Source organism: Photobacterium sagamiensis (assembly GCF_050337085.1).
Lineage (GTDB): Bacteria > Pseudomonadota > Gammaproteobacteria > Enterobacterales > Vibrionaceae > Photobacterium > Photobacterium sagamiensis.
Genome location: NZ_JAKJSP010000051.1, coordinates 18,776 through 36,528, shown reverse-complemented (window position 1 = coordinate 36,528; position 17,753 = coordinate 18,776). Strand labels below are relative to the sequence as shown.

Annotated in this window: 14 protein-coding genes; 9 read left to right on the top strand and 5 right to left on the bottom strand. The window is 46.4% G+C overall.

Annotated elements, in window-relative coordinates; all coding sequences use genetic code 11:
• Nucleotides 1-11: 11 nt before the first annotated feature.
• From L4D76_RS21820 to cutA, 5 genes are all read left to right on the top strand, one after another.
• The gene (locus tag L4D76_RS21820; RefSeq protein WP_428442986.1) at nucleotides 12-770 is read left to right on the top strand and encodes an SDR family oxidoreductase; all 759 of its coding nucleotides are present in this window, start codon (nucleotides 12-14) and stop codon (nucleotides 768-770) included.
• Between the two features lie 378 nt (nucleotides 771-1,148).
• Nucleotides 1,149-2,786, top strand: a complete 1,638-nt coding sequence (locus L4D76_RS21815; protein WP_428442985.1) for a response regulator — start codon at nucleotides 1,149-1,151, stop codon at nucleotides 2,784-2,786.
• Nucleotides 2,787-2,907: 121 nt separating this feature from the next.
• The gene (locus tag L4D76_RS21810; protein WP_428442984.1) at nucleotides 2,908-3,084 is read left to right on the top strand and encodes a CCGSCS motif protein; all 177 of its coding nucleotides are present in this window, start codon (nucleotides 2,908-2,910) and stop codon (nucleotides 3,082-3,084) included.
• 585 nt (nucleotides 3,085-3,669) lie between these two features.
• On the top strand, nucleotides 3,670-4,326 hold the full coding sequence (locus L4D76_RS21805) for a Qnr family pentapeptide repeat protein (RefSeq protein WP_428442983.1): 657 nt from the start codon (nucleotides 3,670-3,672) through the stop codon (nucleotides 4,324-4,326).
• Nucleotides 4,327-4,472: 146 nt separating this feature from the next.
• Entirely contained in the window at nucleotides 4,473-4,793 is a 321-nt protein-coding gene (cutA, locus tag L4D76_RS21800; protein ID WP_428442982.1) for a divalent-cation tolerance protein CutA, read from the top strand.
• A 9-nt stretch (nucleotides 4,794-4,802) separates the two neighbouring features.
• Here cutA and L4D76_RS21795 read toward each other — a convergent pair whose 3' ends face one another.
• Entirely contained in the window at nucleotides 4,803-6,449 is a 1,647-nt protein-coding gene (locus L4D76_RS21795) for an electron transfer flavoprotein-ubiquinone oxidoreductase (protein WP_428442981.1), read from the bottom strand.
• A 418-nt stretch (nucleotides 6,450-6,867) separates the two neighbouring features.
• On the opposite strand from L4D76_RS21795, the gene L4D76_RS21790 reads away from it, so the two are divergent.
• Both L4D76_RS21790 and L4D76_RS21785 read left to right on the top strand, forming a co-directional pair.
• Complete coding sequence (locus L4D76_RS21790) at nucleotides 6,868-7,647, top strand: electron transfer flavoprotein subunit beta/FixA family protein (RefSeq protein ID WP_428442980.1); 780 nt, start codon at nucleotides 6,868-6,870, stop codon at nucleotides 7,645-7,647.
• A complete protein-coding gene (locus L4D76_RS21785; RefSeq protein WP_428442979.1) occupies nucleotides 7,647-8,591 on the top strand; it encodes an electron transfer flavoprotein subunit alpha/FixB family protein in 945 nt (314 codons plus the stop codon). Before L4D76_RS21790 ends, L4D76_RS21785 begins: the two co-directional genes overlap by 1 nt.
• Nucleotides 8,592-8,664: 73 nt before the next feature.
• Here the strand turns inward: L4D76_RS21785 and L4D76_RS21780 are convergent, their stop codons facing one another.
• From L4D76_RS21780 to L4D76_RS21765, 4 genes are all read right to left on the bottom strand, one after another.
• The gene (locus tag L4D76_RS21780; RefSeq protein ID WP_428442978.1) at nucleotides 8,665-9,801 is read right to left on the bottom strand and encodes a dihydrolipoamide acetyltransferase family protein; all 1,137 of its coding nucleotides are present in this window, start codon (nucleotides 9,799-9,801) and stop codon (nucleotides 8,665-8,667) included.
• Nucleotides 9,798-10,781 carry an alpha-ketoacid dehydrogenase subunit beta gene (locus L4D76_RS21775; RefSeq protein WP_428442977.1) on the bottom strand — a complete coding sequence of 328 codons (984 nt, stop codon included), beginning with the start codon at nucleotides 10,779-10,781 and terminating at the stop codon, nucleotides 9,798-9,800. Before L4D76_RS21775 ends, L4D76_RS21780 begins: the two co-directional genes overlap by 4 nt.
• A complete protein-coding gene (gene pdhA / locus L4D76_RS21770; protein WP_428442976.1) occupies nucleotides 10,774-11,862 on the bottom strand; it encodes a pyruvate dehydrogenase (acetyl-transferring) E1 component subunit alpha in 1,089 nt (362 codons plus the stop codon). Before pdhA ends, L4D76_RS21775 begins: the two co-directional genes overlap by 8 nt.
• 474 nt (nucleotides 11,863-12,336) lie before the next feature.
• The gene (locus L4D76_RS21765) at nucleotides 12,337-13,224 is read right to left on the bottom strand and encodes a DNA ligase (RefSeq protein ID WP_428442975.1); all 888 of its coding nucleotides are present in this window, start codon (nucleotides 13,222-13,224) and stop codon (nucleotides 12,337-12,339) included.
• Between the two features lie 323 nt (nucleotides 13,225-13,547).
• Here L4D76_RS21765 and L4D76_RS21760 point away from each other — a divergent pair, with 323 nt between their 5' ends.
• Nucleotides 13,548-14,621, top strand: a complete 1,074-nt coding sequence (locus L4D76_RS21760) for an efflux RND transporter periplasmic adaptor subunit (protein ID WP_428442974.1) — start codon at nucleotides 13,548-13,550, stop codon at nucleotides 14,619-14,621.
• Complete coding sequence (locus tag L4D76_RS21755) at nucleotides 14,621-17,743, top strand: efflux RND transporter permease subunit (RefSeq protein WP_428442973.1); 3,123 nt, start codon at nucleotides 14,621-14,623, stop codon at nucleotides 17,741-17,743. The genes L4D76_RS21760 and L4D76_RS21755 overlap by 1 nt, the downstream gene beginning before the upstream one ends.
• Nucleotides 17,744-17,753 lie beyond the last annotated feature (10 nt).

Below are 17,753 nucleotides of genomic sequence, written 5' to 3'. Positions count from 1 at the left end.
GGGGGAAATGGATGGATATCAAAGAGAGCGTGATTGCCATAACGGGAGCGGGGCAGGGGTTAGGTCAAATGATGGCCGTGACCCTTGCACAGGCTGGAGCCGAATTGGCGTTGATTGATGTCAATGAAGAGGGGTTGCGAAAAACTCAACAGCAATGTCATATGCTCAGCACTAAAGCCATGATTTACAAAGCGGATGTTACTAACGAGTTGGACGTTGAGCAAACTTTTAATCAAATTGTTGAAGATTTTGGCCAACTGGATGGGTTGATCAATAACGCAGGTGTGCTTCGTGATGGTTTACTGGTGAAAGTCAAAGATGGTGAGATGAGCAAGATGTCGCTGGAACAATTTAATACCGTCATGAATGTTAATGTCACGGGTACTTTTTTATGCGGTCGAGAAGCGGCAGCGAAGATGATTCAAACCGCACGTAAAGGAGTGATTATCAATATCTCCAGTGTTGCGCGAGCCGGTAATATTGGCCAAACCAACTATGCCGCATCAAAAGCGGCAGTTGCGACCATGGCGGTTTGTTGGGCAAAAGAGCTTGGTCGATATGGTATTCGGGCTGCGGTCGTCGCCCCTGGCATTGTCCGAACGGCAATGGCAGATCAGTTAAAACCTGAGGCCATAGAACGATTGAAAAAAATGGTGCCAGTAGGGCGGATCGGTGAAGCTAGCGAAATTGCCCATGCGGTGAAATATATCTTTGAAAGTGATTATTTTACAGGTCGAGTACTGGAAATTGACGGAGGAATGCGGATGTAGCGCCAGCGATCCAAGGTAATAGTCACATGGTTCCGGATAAGTTTCAGAGTAGACAAACTCATAATAATAAGAGGCCAGAGAATTTCACTCTTGCCTCTTTTTTAGACATTTATTGAGCCAATAACCGTAATCGAAATGCTCAATATACTCGGCTACCTAATGATAATGAATGGCTTAAAATACGATTGTTTTTGATCTTTTTGGTTGTAAATCATACATTTCAAACTGTGTGGGGTGCTTTCATCTGGATGATAAATATTTTTCGACAAAAAATCATACAAATAAAGTGACTAAGGTCATAATTTTATATGCATAGCTGTATGCATATCTGGGCATATACTAAACTATGCGCATAAGGAATGCGTAAAGGCTGCGACTATGTTGAAAAATAAAAAGTATTTGATAATTGACGACTCCCATATGGCAATATCATTAATGCGTTCTATGCTTAATAACGCTCATATTACAAATGATTACATAGACAGTACTATGGACAGCCTTAAGGCAATCCGTTTGTTAGCCAATCATAAATATGATGTCGTTCTTTGTGATTACAATATGCGCCACCATATTGATGGTGGCCTTATCTTCGATGAAGTCAAGCAACGTAAATTAATTCGCGGAGATGCTGTCTTTCTTTGTGTTACTGGCGATAATACGCAGCAAGTTGTCACCCACTTTATCGAACTTGAGCTTGATGATTTTTTACTAAAACCCTTTCGTTTTTATGAATTCATCGAGCGGATAGAAAAAGTGATCATGCGAAAAACAGCGATATCGGAATTACTACTCGCAATCGATAAAAAAGATTATCAATCAGCACTTGATTTATGTGACAGCTATAGAGAACCCTATCCGCAATACTTAGGCTATATCAATCGTATTTATGGCGACTGCTTACTGCGTTTAAAACGTCATAATGATGCCAGGCTTTTTTATGAGCAGGCATGTAAAAACACAGATCATGTATGGCCTCAAATTGGTTTAGGTCAAGCTCTTCAGGGGTTGGGAGAGCTTAGAAAAGCAGAAAATATCTTTCAGAAAATATTAGCGAAACACCCAAAACAGCCTATAGCCAGAAGGAGTTTAGCCCACTGTAAAATGGTGAGTGATGAAATTCCACAAGCATTGGAACAGTTTAATCTTCTGCATAAAGTTAACCCCGCGAATCCGCTTCGTGAGCTGATTATCGCCAATCTGTATGCCGCTACTCAGGATCATGAGAAAGCTGCCCTTGGATATCAGCGGTTCATTACCAAAGTAACGGGAACCAGTCGATATAGCAGCGGTGTCTCGGTCAATATTCCGGTTTCACTCCTCCTCTCCAGTTTATATACCGATGGTAATAAAGATCGCGCCGATCTGGTTAATGAAGCCAGGCACCATATCTATGAACTTACTGCAGAAGTGGAAAAGGCAGCTATAGAGCCAGACGTTGAATTGAGTTCACTAACCGGTTTTGGGATTTTAGCTTGTCTGGAAGGTGATATTCAGAATTGCTTCATTATTGCCAGTAAAATCGAGACTGATAGCAGCGAAGTGATGGACTTTTATACTGTACTGAATATGGCCCGACTGTACGGTTTCTGCGGTATGCCCGAGTTATATGAGAAAGCCATGTTGCAGGCAAGAAAACTCTGCGGTCAGACTGATGACGATGTACTGATGCTTAGCCAGGTTAAGTTGTTAGATGGTTGCCAGGAGGAAATCCATCAACGCTTAAGAAGAGGGAAGCAATTGACCGAAACGGCATTAGAGCACCGTCTGAATAATCGTGCGAATCAGGCAATGGAGGATGCCTACAAAGCCTTTACTATGGTGCCTTTTCACTTTCAGCCCTGCCAGCTAATTCTTGAATTAACCGCCTTAGCAACGCCGTCAAAGTTAAGCCTCACCGAGGTTAGAGATATTCTTGAATCTTGCTACTGGGTTTATTGTAATGACAACCGGCCAAGCTATGATGAAAAAAAGCGGGCGAATGAGTTATTTAACTTGGCCATGGCAAGGGTTGCTTGATTCTGATGGTATGAGAGATATTACGTAAAAAAATGATGAGTGCATTAGTTGACTAAAACAGTAGGAGATATTAACATGCACTTTAAATGCAACTTACAAACTCACTGTTGGAGTCATCACAATGGCATTATCATTTAAGAAAATTTTCAAGAAAGAAGAAGCCGAAACTGAACAGTCAAAAGTAGGGCAAGAGGCAGCGGCAGAACAAAGCGTTCAGCCAGRGCAAAGTGCTCAGCAAGAGACCAAGAAGAAAGGCAAGCATGGCGAACCTGGTTTTTGTTGCGGATCATGTTCTTAAATAATAGTTATTGTATGCGTATAGCCAGCTACCAACGTTGAATTCTGATTACGAAATAACCCCGGAGATGAGCTTCGGGGTTGTCTTGCTTATTCGATCATAGAAATGTCTATTTAATTTCCCTCCTTTATCACGCGCCATCGTTTAGCGTCGACCCGTTCTCACCGATAAATCTCCAAACACGTCATTTAGTTACTCGGTAACTGATCCCAATTGTTCTTATGTGTCGATTTGTTTATGGTAAGTATTCATCGGCATTGATGGTGAATCAGAGGCCTGTAATTGACGTATTTATATTATTGAATGAAGCTTCTGTTGTCTGCATTTTAACCGCTATATACGCTTATTATGGCCATTTTTATCAAGTGTCACATATGGGCGCAGAAACCACCTTAGCGACGCGCAAGGCTTCAAACTGCCGGGTATCTCGATTTGTTTTGTTTTCTTAATTACGGAGTGTTTAAGTGCCTTCTATGGAGTGATTATTAGGCGTTAATTAAATTCGATTTTCATGGTATTTATTGCTGGATTTTCAGCAGGTTTTAGAGGTAACCTGCACTCAAGTTGAGTAGGAAATAGCAGCCAATGACGATTACAAATCAAACATATTCAGACCAGGATTTTTCGAAGCAAACCCTGCAGTTCTCAGTTTTTAAGCAATGCAAATTTTTCCGTTGTAACTTCAGCCGAGCAGATCTTAGCGAAGCTGAATTTATCGACTGTCAGTTCATTGAACGTGGCGAGCATGAAGGCTGCCAGTTTGAATACACCAAGCTAAAAGATGCCAGTTTCAAAGACTGCGATTTGAGCATGGCTAATTTTAAAGGCGCACAATGTTTTGGTATCGAATTCAGAGCATGCAACCTTAAAGGGGCGAACTTTTCGCTGGCAAATTTTGCCAACTACATCACCCAAAACACGTATTTTTGTTCCGCTTATATCACTGGGTGCAATTTGTCTTATGCCAACCTTGAAAATCAACGTTTAGAAAAATGCGATCTCTTCGAAAACCGTTGGAACGGCGCGAACTTGATTGGCGCTTCGCTCAAAGGATCAGATCTTACTCGATGCGAGTTTTCGGAAGATATTTGGGGGCAGTTTGTGATGGAAAACTGTAATTTATGCCATGTCGATCTGACAGGGCTAGACCCAAGACGCGTTAACTTAAAAGGTGTCACGATATGTGATTGGCAGCAAGAGCAATTGCTAGAGCCGCTAGGTGTAATAGTTACTCCAGGCTAGTAGCGAAGTCATGTTGAATTTTCAACAATTCGCATTGATGTAATGTTTGTTAATAAGTAAAACGAAGGGAGCCGACTAGCTCCCTTTCTATTGTTAGATACCCAAACCTATACTTAACAGGAAACTGATAAGTGTGGGGCAATAATATGTTTGAACATGATAATTGTGTGGTGATGACAACCTTTACTGATGACTTGAATGGAAAAAAGATCATCGATTCACTACTCGAAAAACGTCTTGCGGCATGTATTCAGGTGCAGGAGATACTGAGTTACTACCACTGGGAAGATGAGCTCTGCTGTGATCGGGAAAAACTGGTACTGATCAAAACTAAAAAGGCACTGTATCCTGAGGTGGAAGCGGACATTCTTGCCAATCATGACTATGAAACCCCGGAAATTGTACAAATCCCGATCACCAACGGATCTAATGATTATCTCTGCTGGATCCAAGCTGAGTGTAAGTAGCGTTCGTTATCACATATTCGGATAATTCGGTCCGCCCCCGCCTTCAGGGGGAATCCAGGTAATATTCTGTGATGGATCTTTGATATCACAGGCTTTGCAATGTATGCAGTTTGCCGCATTGATCTGCAATCTGGTTTCACCATTTATGGTGACAATCTCATAGACACCCGCAGGACAATAGCGCTGGCTGGGTTCGTCATAGAGTGGAAGATGATTCCTAATTGGGATCTGCTGATCGGTTAATACCAGATGGCAAGGTTGATCCTCTTCATGATGTGTCGCCGACAAATAAACTGATGAGGTTTTATCAAAACTTACGATGCCATCGGGCTTGGGGTAAATGAGAGGCTTGTATTGTTCGATAGGTTTAAGACACAGGTGATCGGCCTGTTTGTCTTTGAACGTCCATGGTGCCAGGTGATTGAGAAAATTATGCTCCAATGTCGCCAGCGCCCCTCCTACAAGTTGACCAAACAGATGAATTTGAGCGCCGAAGTTACGAGATTCATTCAGTTCCTGATATAACCAGGAATCGTTAAACAGGCGTTGATAGTCGGGTTCGGTTTGGCTGCGTCCTTGCTGTAATTCTTCACATATCGCTTCAGCTGCCAACATGCCTGATTTCATTGCGGTATGACAGCCTTTAATCTTGGCGAAATTTAAGGTCCCGGCATCACAGCCAATCAGTAATCCACCGGCAAATTGCTGTTTGGGTAAAGAAGATAACCCGCCTTTTGAAATCGCCCGTGCACCGTAAGCAATCCGTTGCCCGCCATTAAGGTATTTGCTGAATTTTCGATGATGCTTCAGCCGCTGGAATTCATCGAAAGGGCTCAGGTATGGGTTGGTGTAATTGAGGTCAACGATTAATCCCACGGCAACTTGGTTATGTTCCAAATGGTAGAGGAAGCTGCCGCCAGTGGTATCCGTTTCACTTAGCGGCCAGCCGACCCCGTGGATCACCAGGCCGGGCTGATGACGATCTGGCGGTATTTCCCACAATTCTTTTAAGCCCAAGGCATAATGCTGTGGCTGCCTTCCCTGATCTAACTGGAAGTTGGCAATGAGTTGTTTGCCGAGATGTCCTCGGGAACCCTCGGCAAATACCGTATATCTGGCTTTTAATTCGATACCTGCTTCAAAGCCTGTTTTCTGTTGTCCTTGTTTATCTAATCCCATGTCTGATGTGACAATGCCTGTTACAGCACCGCTATCATCGTAACGGACACTGGATGCGGCAAAGCCGGGAAATATTTCCACACCCAGTTGCTCTGCTTGTTGCGCTAGCCAGCGACAGAGGTTGGCAAGGCTGATCACGTAATTACTCGAGTTCTGCATGGTCTTGGGGATTAGGGCATGGAGAACATTCAGATGATTGAACTTGTTAGCTAAATAGCAAAACTGATCGCCTGTCACCGAAGTCTGGAGTGGGGCTCCGAGATCTTCCCAGTCAGGAAAGAGTTCGTCTAACGCTCTGGTTTCGAAAATAGCACCAGAGATAATATGAGCCCCGACTTCAGCGCTTTTTTCAACCACACAGATAGTGAAGTCTTGTTGATGCTGCTTAACAAGTTGAGCCAGCCGACAGGCAGTGGCCAACCCTGCAGGTCCTGCGCCCACAATGACAACATCGAATTCCATACATTCTCTATCCATGCTGTATACCTGATCCTACATTGCGATATATACCCAAGTGACCTCAAGATGCTCGTTTCAGCGAGAATTTATTGGCTTCTAGGTAAGGCGCTGATTTGAAGACATAGTGGTTCTAAGTCAAAAATCAGCAACGCAGCATAGGAGCCAATAAAACTCGCCCTTTGGGAGTGAGTCAGCGTGCCCACTTCTGTGTCAAATGAGCTTGAAAGGGACAACCATTCCTGTGCTCATTTTCCTTGAATTGAACTCGCTGAGCTCACTCTGAATCCTGCATCTTGAAGTCACTTGGGTATACTACTAAATATAGTCCAGTTGACGTAAACGTAAATTAAACTAGGCTCAAAGAGTATAAACACACCCATATTTCAAAGCATTAAGGCTGACGCGAAAAGCATCCCAATTTAAAAAGGAAAGCGTTGTGAAAGTATTAGTAGCGATAAAGCGTGTGATTGATCCTTATGTAAAAATAAGAGTCAAAGGCGATGGTTCTGGTGTTGAAACGAACAATGTAAAAATGGCAATGAACCCATTTTGTGAGATAGCCGTTGAAGAGGCTGTAAGGCTGAAAGAAGCAGGCCATGCTGATGAAGTGATTGTCGTTTCAGCGGGTGGTATTGTCTGTCAGGAGCAATTGCGAACTGCTTTAGCATTGGGGGCTGATCGTGCGATTCATATTGATACCACTTCTGTTGATAACACGCCTCCCGGTACTGTTTCCTGCCTTGAACCTCTCACTGTTGCCAAATTACTTCAATCGGTCATGGCAGATGAGCAACCCGGCTTGGTATTGCTCGGAAAGCAATCTATCGACACCGATAATAATCAGGTTGCTCAAATGCTTGCGGCTATTACGCAACGTCCACAGGGCACATTTGCATCTAAAGTGGTGATGGATAGCAATACGGTTTCAGTCACCCGTGAAATCGATGGTGGCCTGGAAACCGTTAAATTGATATTACCTGCCATTATCAGTACTGATCTGCGTTTGAACGAGCCGAGATATGCCTCGCTGCCAAATATCATGAAAGCCAAACGCAAGCCGATGGATGTTAAAACACCGGAAGAGTTAGGTGTGGAAATTGTTCAGCATCAGGAGGTGCTTGAGATCACCTCACCACCGGCACGTAAAGCCGGCGTGAAGGTCGCATCGGTATCAGAGCTAGTGGATAAATTGAAAAATGAAGCAAGGGTGATCTGATGAGAAATTCAACCATCTCGACGTTAATCGTTGCCGAACATGATAATCAGTCTCTTGCTGCCGACACATTGAAAACGGTCAGTGCTGCTAAATCGATAGGCAGTGAAATAACGATACTGGTGGCTGGCTTTCAGTGTCAGTCAGTTGCCCGAGAAGCCAGTACACTTAATGGTGTTGATAACATCATGCTGGCAGATGATGAAGTTTATCAACACCCGTTGGCTGAAAATTTATCCGCGTTAGTGGCCGATGTTGGCGGTGATTACTCTCATATTCTGGCTGCCGCCACAACGTTTGGTAAAAACCTGATGCCACGAGTCGCTGCGTTGCTGGATGTCGGGCAACTGTCTGATGTGATTAGTATTGAATCGGAAGATATTGTGATCAGGCCCATTTATGCAGGCAATGCGTTGGCGAGGGTAAAATCAGCTGATCCGATCAAAGTGCTGACGATTCGTAGTGCTGCGTTTGATGCTGTCGAGACCGGAGGCGAGCCAGCGTCGATCACCGAGCTGGATAATGTGATCCCAAGTGAAATCTCAGAGTTTGTGGAGCAGCAAATAGTCGAAAGTGTACGACCTGAATTACCGGCGGCCCGGGTGGTTATTTCAGGAGGCCGTGGTGTTGGTGATAAAGAGAGCTTCGCACTAATTGAAAAGCTGGCAGACAAGCTGGGAGGTGCCATTGGGGCCTCTCGCGCCGCTGTAGATGCAGGGTTTGTCTCAAACGATCTGCAAGTTGGTCAAACAGGTAAAATTGTCGCACCTGATCTTTATATTGCGGTGGGGATCTCCGGCGCTATTCAGCATTTAGCCGGGATGAAAGACTCGAAAGTTATCGTCGCGATTAATAGCGATCCTGACGCCCCGATTTTCCAAATTGCAGATTATGGTTTGGTGGGAGATTTGTTTGAAGTCGTGCCTGAACTGCTTGAGTTACTGTAGTTACTTGAGCCATTGAAAAGAAAGAGCAACAAAAATCGGCGAAGTCAGCCGCTTTTTGTTGCTTTACCTATGATCAAGCAGTTGCTTGCTGCAAATGAAGGACGAGGGCACGAATGAAACGTGCGGCCTCGCCTCCGGTACAGGCCCGGTGGTCGAACGTTATGGATAACGGCAGGGCCTTTACAGCTACCGGCTGACCGTCCTTCATTATTATTTTCTCGATAATTCGACCGGCACCAACAATTGCGACCTGTGGGGGAGAAACGACAGGTGTTGCGTAGATCCCTGCAATAGCGCCAAAGTTAGAAAGCGTGATCGTCGCGTGTTGCAGTTGCTCCCGCCCAATTTTTCGCTCTTGAATACCGGCTACGGTTTTATCCAGCCACTGGCGAATACCGTTCGGACTGAACTCATCAGCATGACGTAATACCGGGACATAAAGCCCATGTTTGCTATCAACGGCAATCCCAATATTGACCGTATTGTGAACGCAGCGAGTCATGGTCTCTGCATCAAACCAGGCATTAAGCGCCGGCTGTTGTTGGCAGGCATCGACAATGGCTTGTATTAAGCGGATTGAAATGTCTTCGTCGTCAGGCCATGCAGACAGTAGTGCCTCTTCGGTAATGGTGACGGCAGCGACATTGTGGTGGGATTCCGTCATGGTGGTCACCATGGTCCGGCGTGCCCCTTTTAATACTTCTGTGCCTGGTAGCTGCTTGTCACACTGGTCATAGATATCAGTATCAATAATCAATCCGTCAGTGCCGCTGCCTTGAATACCGTGAAGATCGATGCCAAGTTGTTGAGCCAACAAACGGGCAGAAGGTATGGCGGTGATTATATGTTCTGGCTTGTCCGTCTGATCGCTGCCTACCCAAAATTCATCCACATTTACATGATGGTCCTGTTGAGAGACATTGCCGACAACGGTTGCGGCGTCAGCTTGTTTCTCGATCGGTTTTGCGGTTTCGCTTTGTTCTTCAAATTCCAGCAATAAACTGCCAATGTTGATGACATCCCCTTCGTTACCATAACGCGCGACGACTTTTCCGCTGTAAGGTGAAGGTACTTCGACGGTGGCTTTAGCCGTTTCAACGGTGAGTATGACCTGATCAACCTTAACGTTATCGCCAACGTTAACGTGCCATTCGACAATTTCAGACTCGGCTAAACCTTCACCGAGATCGGGTAATGTAAATGATTTCATTTCCACTCCTCCACCAGCTCTCTGGCTGCAAGAACAATGTCACTTTCCTGTATCATGAAAAAGTCTTCATTACGGTAATATGGCATCACAGTATCCATACCTGTGATGCGCTTCGGTGGTGCTTTTAACAGGTACATGGCATGTTCAGCGGTACGGGCAAGGATCTCCGCACCGACACCGCATGTCTTACTGGCTTCGTGCACAACAAGCAGGCGGCCGGTTTTTTCTAATGATGCAATAATGGTTTTCATGTCAATGGGTTTGATACTGGCAAGATCGATCACTTCCACTTCAATACCTTGTTCAGACAGCGTTGTGGCGGCTTGCAGCGATTCAATCACACAAGCTCCCCAAGTGACTAAAGTCAGATCTCGGCCTTTACGTAACGTAAAGCAGGTATCGAGCGGTAAGGCTTCACCATTATCAATGACATCGGATTTCACGGTGCGGTAAAGTCGTTTGGGTTCAAAGAACATCACCGGATCATTACTACGAATTGAAGCGAGCAATAAACCGTAGGCTCGTTGTGGTGAGGAAGGGATAACCACTTTTAAACCGGGAATATGGGCAAACAGGGCTTCGACGCTTTCAGAATGGTGTTCCGGAGCATGAATACCACCTCCAAATGGCGCGCGAAAAACGGCGGGGCAGGTGAGCCGTCCCCGGGTTCGGTTACGCATACGAGCAGCATGGCATGCTAAGTGCTCCATAGCCGGAAACACAAAGCCCTGGAATTGAAACTCGGCAACCGGACGTAATCTTTGGGTTGCCATACCTACGGTTATGCCACCAATCAGTGCTTCAGCTAATGGAGAGTCAATAACGCGTTTACAGCCGAACTTCTCTTTGAGCCCGACGGTGGCGCGAAAAACACCGCCGTTATCACCGACATCTTCTCCTAACACCACCACATTCGGGTCAATGGCCATTTCATGGTGTAAGGCAAGGTTTACTGCTTCGAGCAGAGTGATCTCAGCCATGTTTGCCTCCTTGCATCCGGATTGCTTTATTGATTAGTGCATCTCGCTGTTCATTGAGTTCACAGTCGGAAGACTCGTAGAGATAGTCGAAGGCCGATTCAGGAGCCTGTACCTGCGTATTGAGATAGCGCTCGACGCTTTGTTCAACCACTTCCCGGCAGTGTTCATGCCATTGTTCCTCTTCTTGTTCTGACCAGTAGTTTTGGTTCATCAGATATGTTTTCAGACGCTGAATAGGTTCGAATTCCCATGCCTGACGGAGTTCATCGTCACTGCGATAGCGGCTGGCATCATCGGCAGTGGTATGGTCACTGAGTCGGTAACTGATAGCTTCAATTAATGTTGCGCCTTTCCCTTTTCTGGCACGATCTAAGCTGGATAGAATGGCATCGTACATAGCGACCACATCATTTCCATCCACGGTGATACCGGGAATACCCGCTCCTTTCGCTTTATCGGAAAGAAATTCAGCAGCGCATTGCATACGGCGAGGTACAGAAATAGCCCATTGATTGTTATTGACCACAAAAACTAACGGAATATTCCAGGTACCGGCGCAATTGATAGATTCGAGGAAATCACCTTTCGAGGTTGCACCGTCTCCGCAGGTTACCAGAGCCGCGTGATGGCCACCCGCAATTTTCAACGCAGCAGCTACCCCGACAGCGTGGGTACACTGGGTCGCAATCGGTACGCAAAAAGGTAAATCGCGGCAGTGTCTGTCATCAAATGAGAAATCACTGCCTCTTTCATCGCCACCCCAATATTGCAGGTTCTTTTCCATTGCAATACCTCGCGCCCACATGGCAGGCATATCGCGATAGTAGGGGATAAAAACATCATCAGTTTTTAGCGCACGCCCGATGGCGATACCAATGGCTTCGGCCCCGAGGTGTGAAGGATAAGTACCTAACTTACCGGTACGTTGAAGTGCGACAGCTTTATTATCGTAAACCCGGGTTAATACCATGTCGCAGTAAAACCCTTTTAATGTTGACTGATCGGCCCAAGTGGGAAGTTGACCGACCGGGTTACCATGATGATCAATGAATCGATGCATAGGTAAGGCCTGAACATTCATCTCAAGCTCCTTCTGTTGCAGTCTCCAATAGAGGTAGAGTGCAAATCACGTAAATGCTGAGAGGTGATACCGAGATTTTTGTGGCTGAGTACTTAACTATCCTCTTTTACAGTTCTGATGATCGCTAGATGAATCAATGTACTGAAGTGCTGTTCTGAAAATGGGGTAACGCGATACTTCATTTCACTGTAAACGCCACTATGTCCAGCGATAAGTCTTGGTATAACCCGATGATTTAAGTGTAACTAAATTGTTAGATTCTGCCCGCGGTAATAATTAAGCAATCAGTAAGGAGTGGAATACAGACGAAAATGTGGCTTTTGAAAAGAGCTCAGCCGTGATTTTGAAAAATAATACTGAATATGTGTGAATTTTCGCCAGATTATGATGAATTGATTTTCGAGGCGACGAGAGCTGCGACGCCTTATTGAGGCGTCGATGTTATTTCAGTTTCGCTAATTAGATAGATTGGGATCATATATCCGGATTTGTTCTGCTTCTGATAAAGCGAGCAAAACGGGGGATCCCACGGTCAGTGTAACCGTTGTATCTGTAGGTTACGGTTGTGCCCAACTCCGGAGGGTTTTCACGATCGTATTGGTTAAATCCGGTACCAATTTTGAATTTGATCTTATCTGATGTTATGACCCACAGGGATCCCATGATGCCTTTGAACTTACCGTTACCCTCTTCGTAACCAATAACAATGGCTTCAGCATCCTGGTACATTTTCAGTTTGAGCAGTTGATCAGAGCGTCCAGTCTGATAAAAGTTACCGCTGTGATGAAGCATTAACCCTTCACCATTCTCATCGTCAATTTGTTGTAGCCAGTACTCCAGACGGGCAAAGTTTGCTATGCGGCGTTGTTCAATAACCTGGATGTGTTCTGGCTCAATAGTACTGATTTGTTGGGTTAAATGTTGATATCGTTGTTCAAAGTCGGCTTTACTTTCGGGCAAATCAAAGATCATATAGCGAATAGAACGCCAGGCTTTGTCATCTGGAACGTGATCCAACACCGTTTGTGCGACGTGCTGAAACTTACCTCTCCCTATCCACAGCTCGCCATCTAACGCCATGTCAGGCAGAGGTGCGGTAAACCATTCTGGCGCCGCGATTGCCTTTCCGCTTCGAGTCAGTAGTGTTTTACCTGTCCAGTAGGCGCGAATGCCATCGAGTTTTTCACTGATCAGGTAATCGGTGATTTCATCATGATCCTCTGCGGCATTTTCCGTATTCTCCGGCTCAAATTTCTTGGGATCAAAATTCTTCGCGTGCATAACCAGTGGTGGTGAAGCCAGTGATTGGTTGATTGAGTAGAGTATTAGCGTGATAGCAATGGAGAGCTGAGATAATTTCAAAGGTTTTCTCCGCAAAATATTGTCTACGTTATGACGCTGATGATATTGGGTAAACGACAATGTCTATCTCATAACGTTGCTTGCGGCACGCGTCTAACAATGGTCTCTGACTTTGAATGCTATTTAGCGAAACCTGCGAGTTATATCCGTTAGATGGATAATTAGCGGGGTGTGCGATTCGTTATTGCGATAGGGCTATCTGTTTTCCAATGAACACCTATGTTTTATCTACCTAAGGCCATCAGCTTTCAATCACATATCTTTGATATTCGGCAGAACTATACTTAAAAACAAACACCGTACTCATGACTAAGGCAGGGATAATGAAAGCGAGCGTGATCACAGGTATCGTTTTGCTGGCAGGCCTGGCTGCCGGAGTCTGGTACAAAGAGCAGAGCCGCGATGAAGGTGCTCAGGTACGGCGTGGAGGTACGCCGAGCGTTATTGTCAGCACGGTGGTGCTGCAAAATGTACGCAGGGAAGTGGAGGCGCTGGGAACCGTAAAGGCCCGTGAGTCAGTCGTATTGTCAGCCAAGGTGACAGAAAAAGTTGAGCAGGTTCATTTTTCTGACGGGCAACAAGTTAAAGCCGGTGATCTGCTGGTGACCTTACACTCAGGAGAACAAAAAGCCAAAGTTCGCGCAGCAAAAGCTAACCTCAAGGAGCAGCAACGGGAATATAAACGCATTGAAGGGCTGGTAAAACGCAATACAATTGCGAGTTCAGAGCTGGATAAACTGTTAACCAGCATTGAAGTTGCCCGGGCCATTTTGGCCCAGAATCAGGCGGAACTTGATGCAAGGTTTATTCAGGCGCCGTTTTCAGGTTTGCTCGGGTTCCGCCAGATCAGTCCGGGTGCCTTGCTCACCCCCGGGATTGTTGTTACGACATTAGATGCGCTGGATAAAGTAAAGCTCGATTTCACCATCCCGGAACAGTTTGTCGGTGAGTTGAAGCTGGGATCCAGTATCGAAGGAGAAGCCGCCGCCTTCCCGCAGCAGCCATTTGTCGGGATTGTTACAGGGATTGATAGCAGGGTGAATCCGCAAACCCGGGCGATTGTCGTCCGTGCTGAAATTGAAAATCCTCAGTTGAAACTGCGCCCCGGCATGCTGATGACATTAAGGCTTATTGTTGAGCAGCGTAACGGATTGGTTGTGCCCGAAGAAGCGATAGTACCGCGGCAACGAGACAGCTTCCTTTTTGTGGTTAACAACAAAAATGTGGTGGAGCAGCGCAAAGTAGAAGTCGGATTCCGTAACCGGGGAGAAGTTGAAATCCTCAATGGTGTCGTTGAGGGTGAGCAGATCATTACCCGGGGAACACAGAAAGTACGTCCGGGGCAAAAGGTCGAAACTCGACCGAGTGAGCGCTTTAGCCATCAGGAGGAGAGCTGATGCTGCTGACGGATCTCTCTGTTAAACGTCCTGTTTTTGGTTCTGTGATCAGCTTGTTGTTAATAGCCTTTGGTTTGATCGCCTATGACAAGCTGCCGCTGCGTGAATACCCGAATATTGACCCGCCCATTGTGACGGTGTCTACCAATTACCGTGGCGCGTCAGCGGCGATTGTTGAAAGCCGTATTACCCAGCTGGTTGAAGACCGGATTTCCGGTCTGGAAGGGATCCGCAATATCAGCTCACAAAGCCGCGATGGCCGTTCATCCGTTACTCTGGAATTTGGTATCGGCCGGGATATTGATGCCGCAGCCAACGATGTCCGTGATCGGATCTCCGGGATCTTAAATAATTTACCGGATGAAGCAGAGCCGCCGGAAGTACAAAAGGCGGGAGGCAGTTCAGAAGTGATTATGTGGTTGAATCTAGTGTCGGATCGCTTGGATACGCTGGAGCTAACCGATTATGCCAGCCGTTATCTGGTTGACCGTTTTTCGGTTATTGATGGTGTCGCTAATATCCGTATCGGCGGGGGGAAAACGTATGCATTAAGGATCTGGATAGACAGACAGAAACTCGCCGCAAGGGGGTTAACCGTCACCGACATTGAAGATGCGTTGCGTGCCGATAATGTAGAGCTGCCTGCGGGATCCCTTGAATCAGAAAGCCGCCAGTTTTCAATCCGTACTCAACGTAGCTTTATTGAGCCCGACGATTTTTCCCAGCTTGTGGTTAGTTCCGGGCCGGATGGCTACCTTATCCGTTTGGGCGATGTGGCCAGGGTGGCGCTGGCAGCAGAAGAGGAGCGGATTTCGTTTCGTGGTAATACCCAGGATATGATTGGTTTGGGGATCAATCGTCAGTCGACCGCAAATACGTTGGCAGTAGCCCGGGCCGTCAACGCGCTGGTTGATAAATTAAATCCCACCTTGCCTGAGGGGATGGAGATCAAACGTTCCTACGATTCCTCGGTCTTTATTCAGGCTTCAATTAATGAAGTGTTTAAAACACTCTTCATTGCGATGCTGCTGGTTGTTATTGTTATCTACCTGTTCCTTGGCAGCGTCCGCGCCATGCTTATTCCTGCACTGACCGTTCCTGTCTCGTTGATAGGGACCTTTATTGTGCTCTACGCCTTAGGTTATACCATCAACTTATTGACCTTGCTGGCTCTGATCCTGGCTATTGGTATCGTAGTTGATGACGCGATTGTAATGCTGGAGAACATTCAGCGGCGCATAGAGCTGGGTGAGCCACCGTTGAAAGCCGCATTTCTCGGGGCGCGTCAGGTCGGTTTTGCCATTGTGGCAACCACGGTAGTGCTGGTTTCAGTGTTCTTGCCGATAGGTTTTCTGGAGGGGGATTTAGGTAAATTGTTCCGGGAATTCTCCATCACTATCAGTACTGCGGTTATTTTATCCTCTTTGGTGGCACTCACCCTGAGCCCCATGATGGGATCAAAGGTGATGAGGCCGGTTGAGTACGAGCCCTGGCTGGTACAAAAAATTGGCGGTATTTTAGCCTTCGTCACCCGATTTTATCGTTCCTCGTTGGATAACTGGCTGAAAAGACCCTATCTGGTCGCTGCTATTGTGGTTGTGGCGCTTATTGGCAGCGGCTGGCTTGCAAGCAGAATACCTTCGGAATTTGCCCCGAGAGAAGATCGGGGGGCGATGTTTATTATTATCAATGGACCTCAGGGGGCGAGCTATGAGTTTATGCAGCCTTATATTAATGAAGTTGAGTACAGGCTGCTGCCACTGGTGGAAGCCGGTGAGGTAAAGCGTTTATTGATCCGCGCCCCGCGAGGCTGGGGGCGGATTGAAGATTTCTCGGGTGGTTTCGCTATTGTCGTGCTGGAAGACTGGGCAAAACGAAGGAATGCGTTTGCAATCATCGGCGATATCCAACGAAAATTGTCCGATCTGGCTGGTGTCAGGGCCTTCCCAGTTATGCGTCAGCCTTTCGGGCGCGGGGTGGGTAAACCGGTACAATTTGTGATTGGTGGCGGGAGTTATGAAGAGCTTGCCCGGTGGCGGGATATTATTATCGATGAAACCGATAATAATCCCGGATTAGAAGGAGTCGATCACGACTATAAGGAAACCAAACCCCAGTTGCGTGTTGTTATCGATAGAAACCGGGCCGGCGATTTAGGTGTCTCCATTCGGGATATAGGTCAAACGCTAGAATCAATGCTGGGCTCGCGATTAGTGACGACGTTTGAGCAGCGTGGCGAGGAGTATGATGTCGTTATTGAGGGTCAGCGGGAGAGGCAAAATACCGCAGCAGATCTCAGCAATCTCTATGTCCGCTCTGACAGGACCAATGCACTTATTCCACTTTCAAGCCTGGTGACGGTAGAAGAATTTGCGGATGCGCCTCAGCTAAACCGTTATAACCGGGTTCGGGCCATTACCATTGAGGCGAATCTTGCTGAAAATTATACCTTGGGCCAAGGGCTGGATTACTTAAATGACTTGGTGAGAAAACATCTCCCGGCAGATGCGGTGGTTAATTACAAAGGTGCCTCGCAGGACCATCAGGATTCTAGCCATTCTGTCTTTTTTGTCTTTTCATTAGCACTGGTGGTTGTGTTTCTGGTGCTGGCAGCCCAGTTTGAGAGTTATATTCACCCTCTGGTTATTATGCTTACCGTACCGCTGGCAACGTTTGGTGCCTTGCTGGGCCTGTATTTTACAGACCAAAGCTTAAATATATATTCGCAGATCGGTATCATCATGCTTGTGGGGTTGGCAGCAAAAAACGGTATATTAATCGTTGAGTTTGCCAATCAACTTCGCGATCAGGGTGTTGTCTTTGAGCAGGCGATCATTGATGCCTCAGCGGCACGCTTAAGGCCGATACTCATGACAGCAATTACCACGGCGGCAGGTGCCGTCCCGCTGATATTAGCAACCGGTGCCGGAGCCGAAACCCGATTAGTCATTGGTATTGTGGTGTTAACCGGGATACTGGTCGCCACTTTTTTCACCTTATTGGTAATTCCCGTGGTTTACCGCTTGCTGGCACGCCATACCAACAGCCCTGAATTTGTCTCTCGTAAACTGGAAAAACAGTTGGCAGAAGATAATACCGTGCTGATGAAGAAAGTGAGTTGAATCCGGCGTG

What these genes read in the sequence shown, in the direction of transcription:
- L4D76_RS21820 (WP_428442986.1), top strand. Translation starts at nt 12, where the DNA reads ATGGATATCAAAGAGAGCGTGATTGCCATAACGGGAGCGGGGCAGGGG.
- L4D76_RS21815 (WP_428442985.1), top strand. Translation starts at nt 1,149, where the DNA reads ATGTTGAAAAATAAAAAGTATTTGATAATTGACGACTCCCATATGGCA.
- L4D76_RS21805 (WP_428442983.1), top strand. Translation starts at nt 3,670, where the DNA reads ATGACGATTACAAATCAAACATATTCAGACCAGGATTTTTCGAAGCAA.
- cutA (WP_428442982.1), top strand. Translation starts at nt 4,473, where the DNA reads ATGTTTGAACATGATAATTGTGTGGTGATGACAACCTTTACTGATGAC.
- L4D76_RS21795 (WP_428442981.1), bottom strand. Translation starts at nt 6,449, where the DNA reads ATGGATAGAGAATGTATGGAATTCGATGTTGTCATTGTGGGCGCAGGA.
- L4D76_RS21785 (WP_428442979.1), top strand. Translation starts at nt 7,647, where the DNA reads ATGAGAAATTCAACCATCTCGACGTTAATCGTTGCCGAACATGATAAT.
- L4D76_RS21780 (WP_428442978.1), bottom strand. Translation starts at nt 9,801, where the DNA reads ATGAAATCATTTACATTACCCGATCTCGGTGAAGGTTTAGCCGAGTCT.
- L4D76_RS21775 (WP_428442977.1), bottom strand. Translation starts at nt 10,781, where the DNA reads ATGGCTGAGATCACTCTGCTCGAAGCAGTAAACCTTGCCTTACACCAT.
- pdhA (WP_428442976.1), bottom strand. Translation starts at nt 11,862, where the DNA reads ATGAATGTTCAGGCCTTACCTATGCATCGATTCATTGATCATCATGGT.
- L4D76_RS21760 (WP_428442974.1), top strand. Translation starts at nt 13,548, where the DNA reads ATGAAAGCGAGCGTGATCACAGGTATCGTTTTGCTGGCAGGCCTGGCT.
- L4D76_RS21755 (WP_428442973.1), top strand. Translation starts at nt 14,621, where the DNA reads ATGCTGCTGACGGATCTCTCTGTTAAACGTCCTGTTTTTGGTTCTGTG.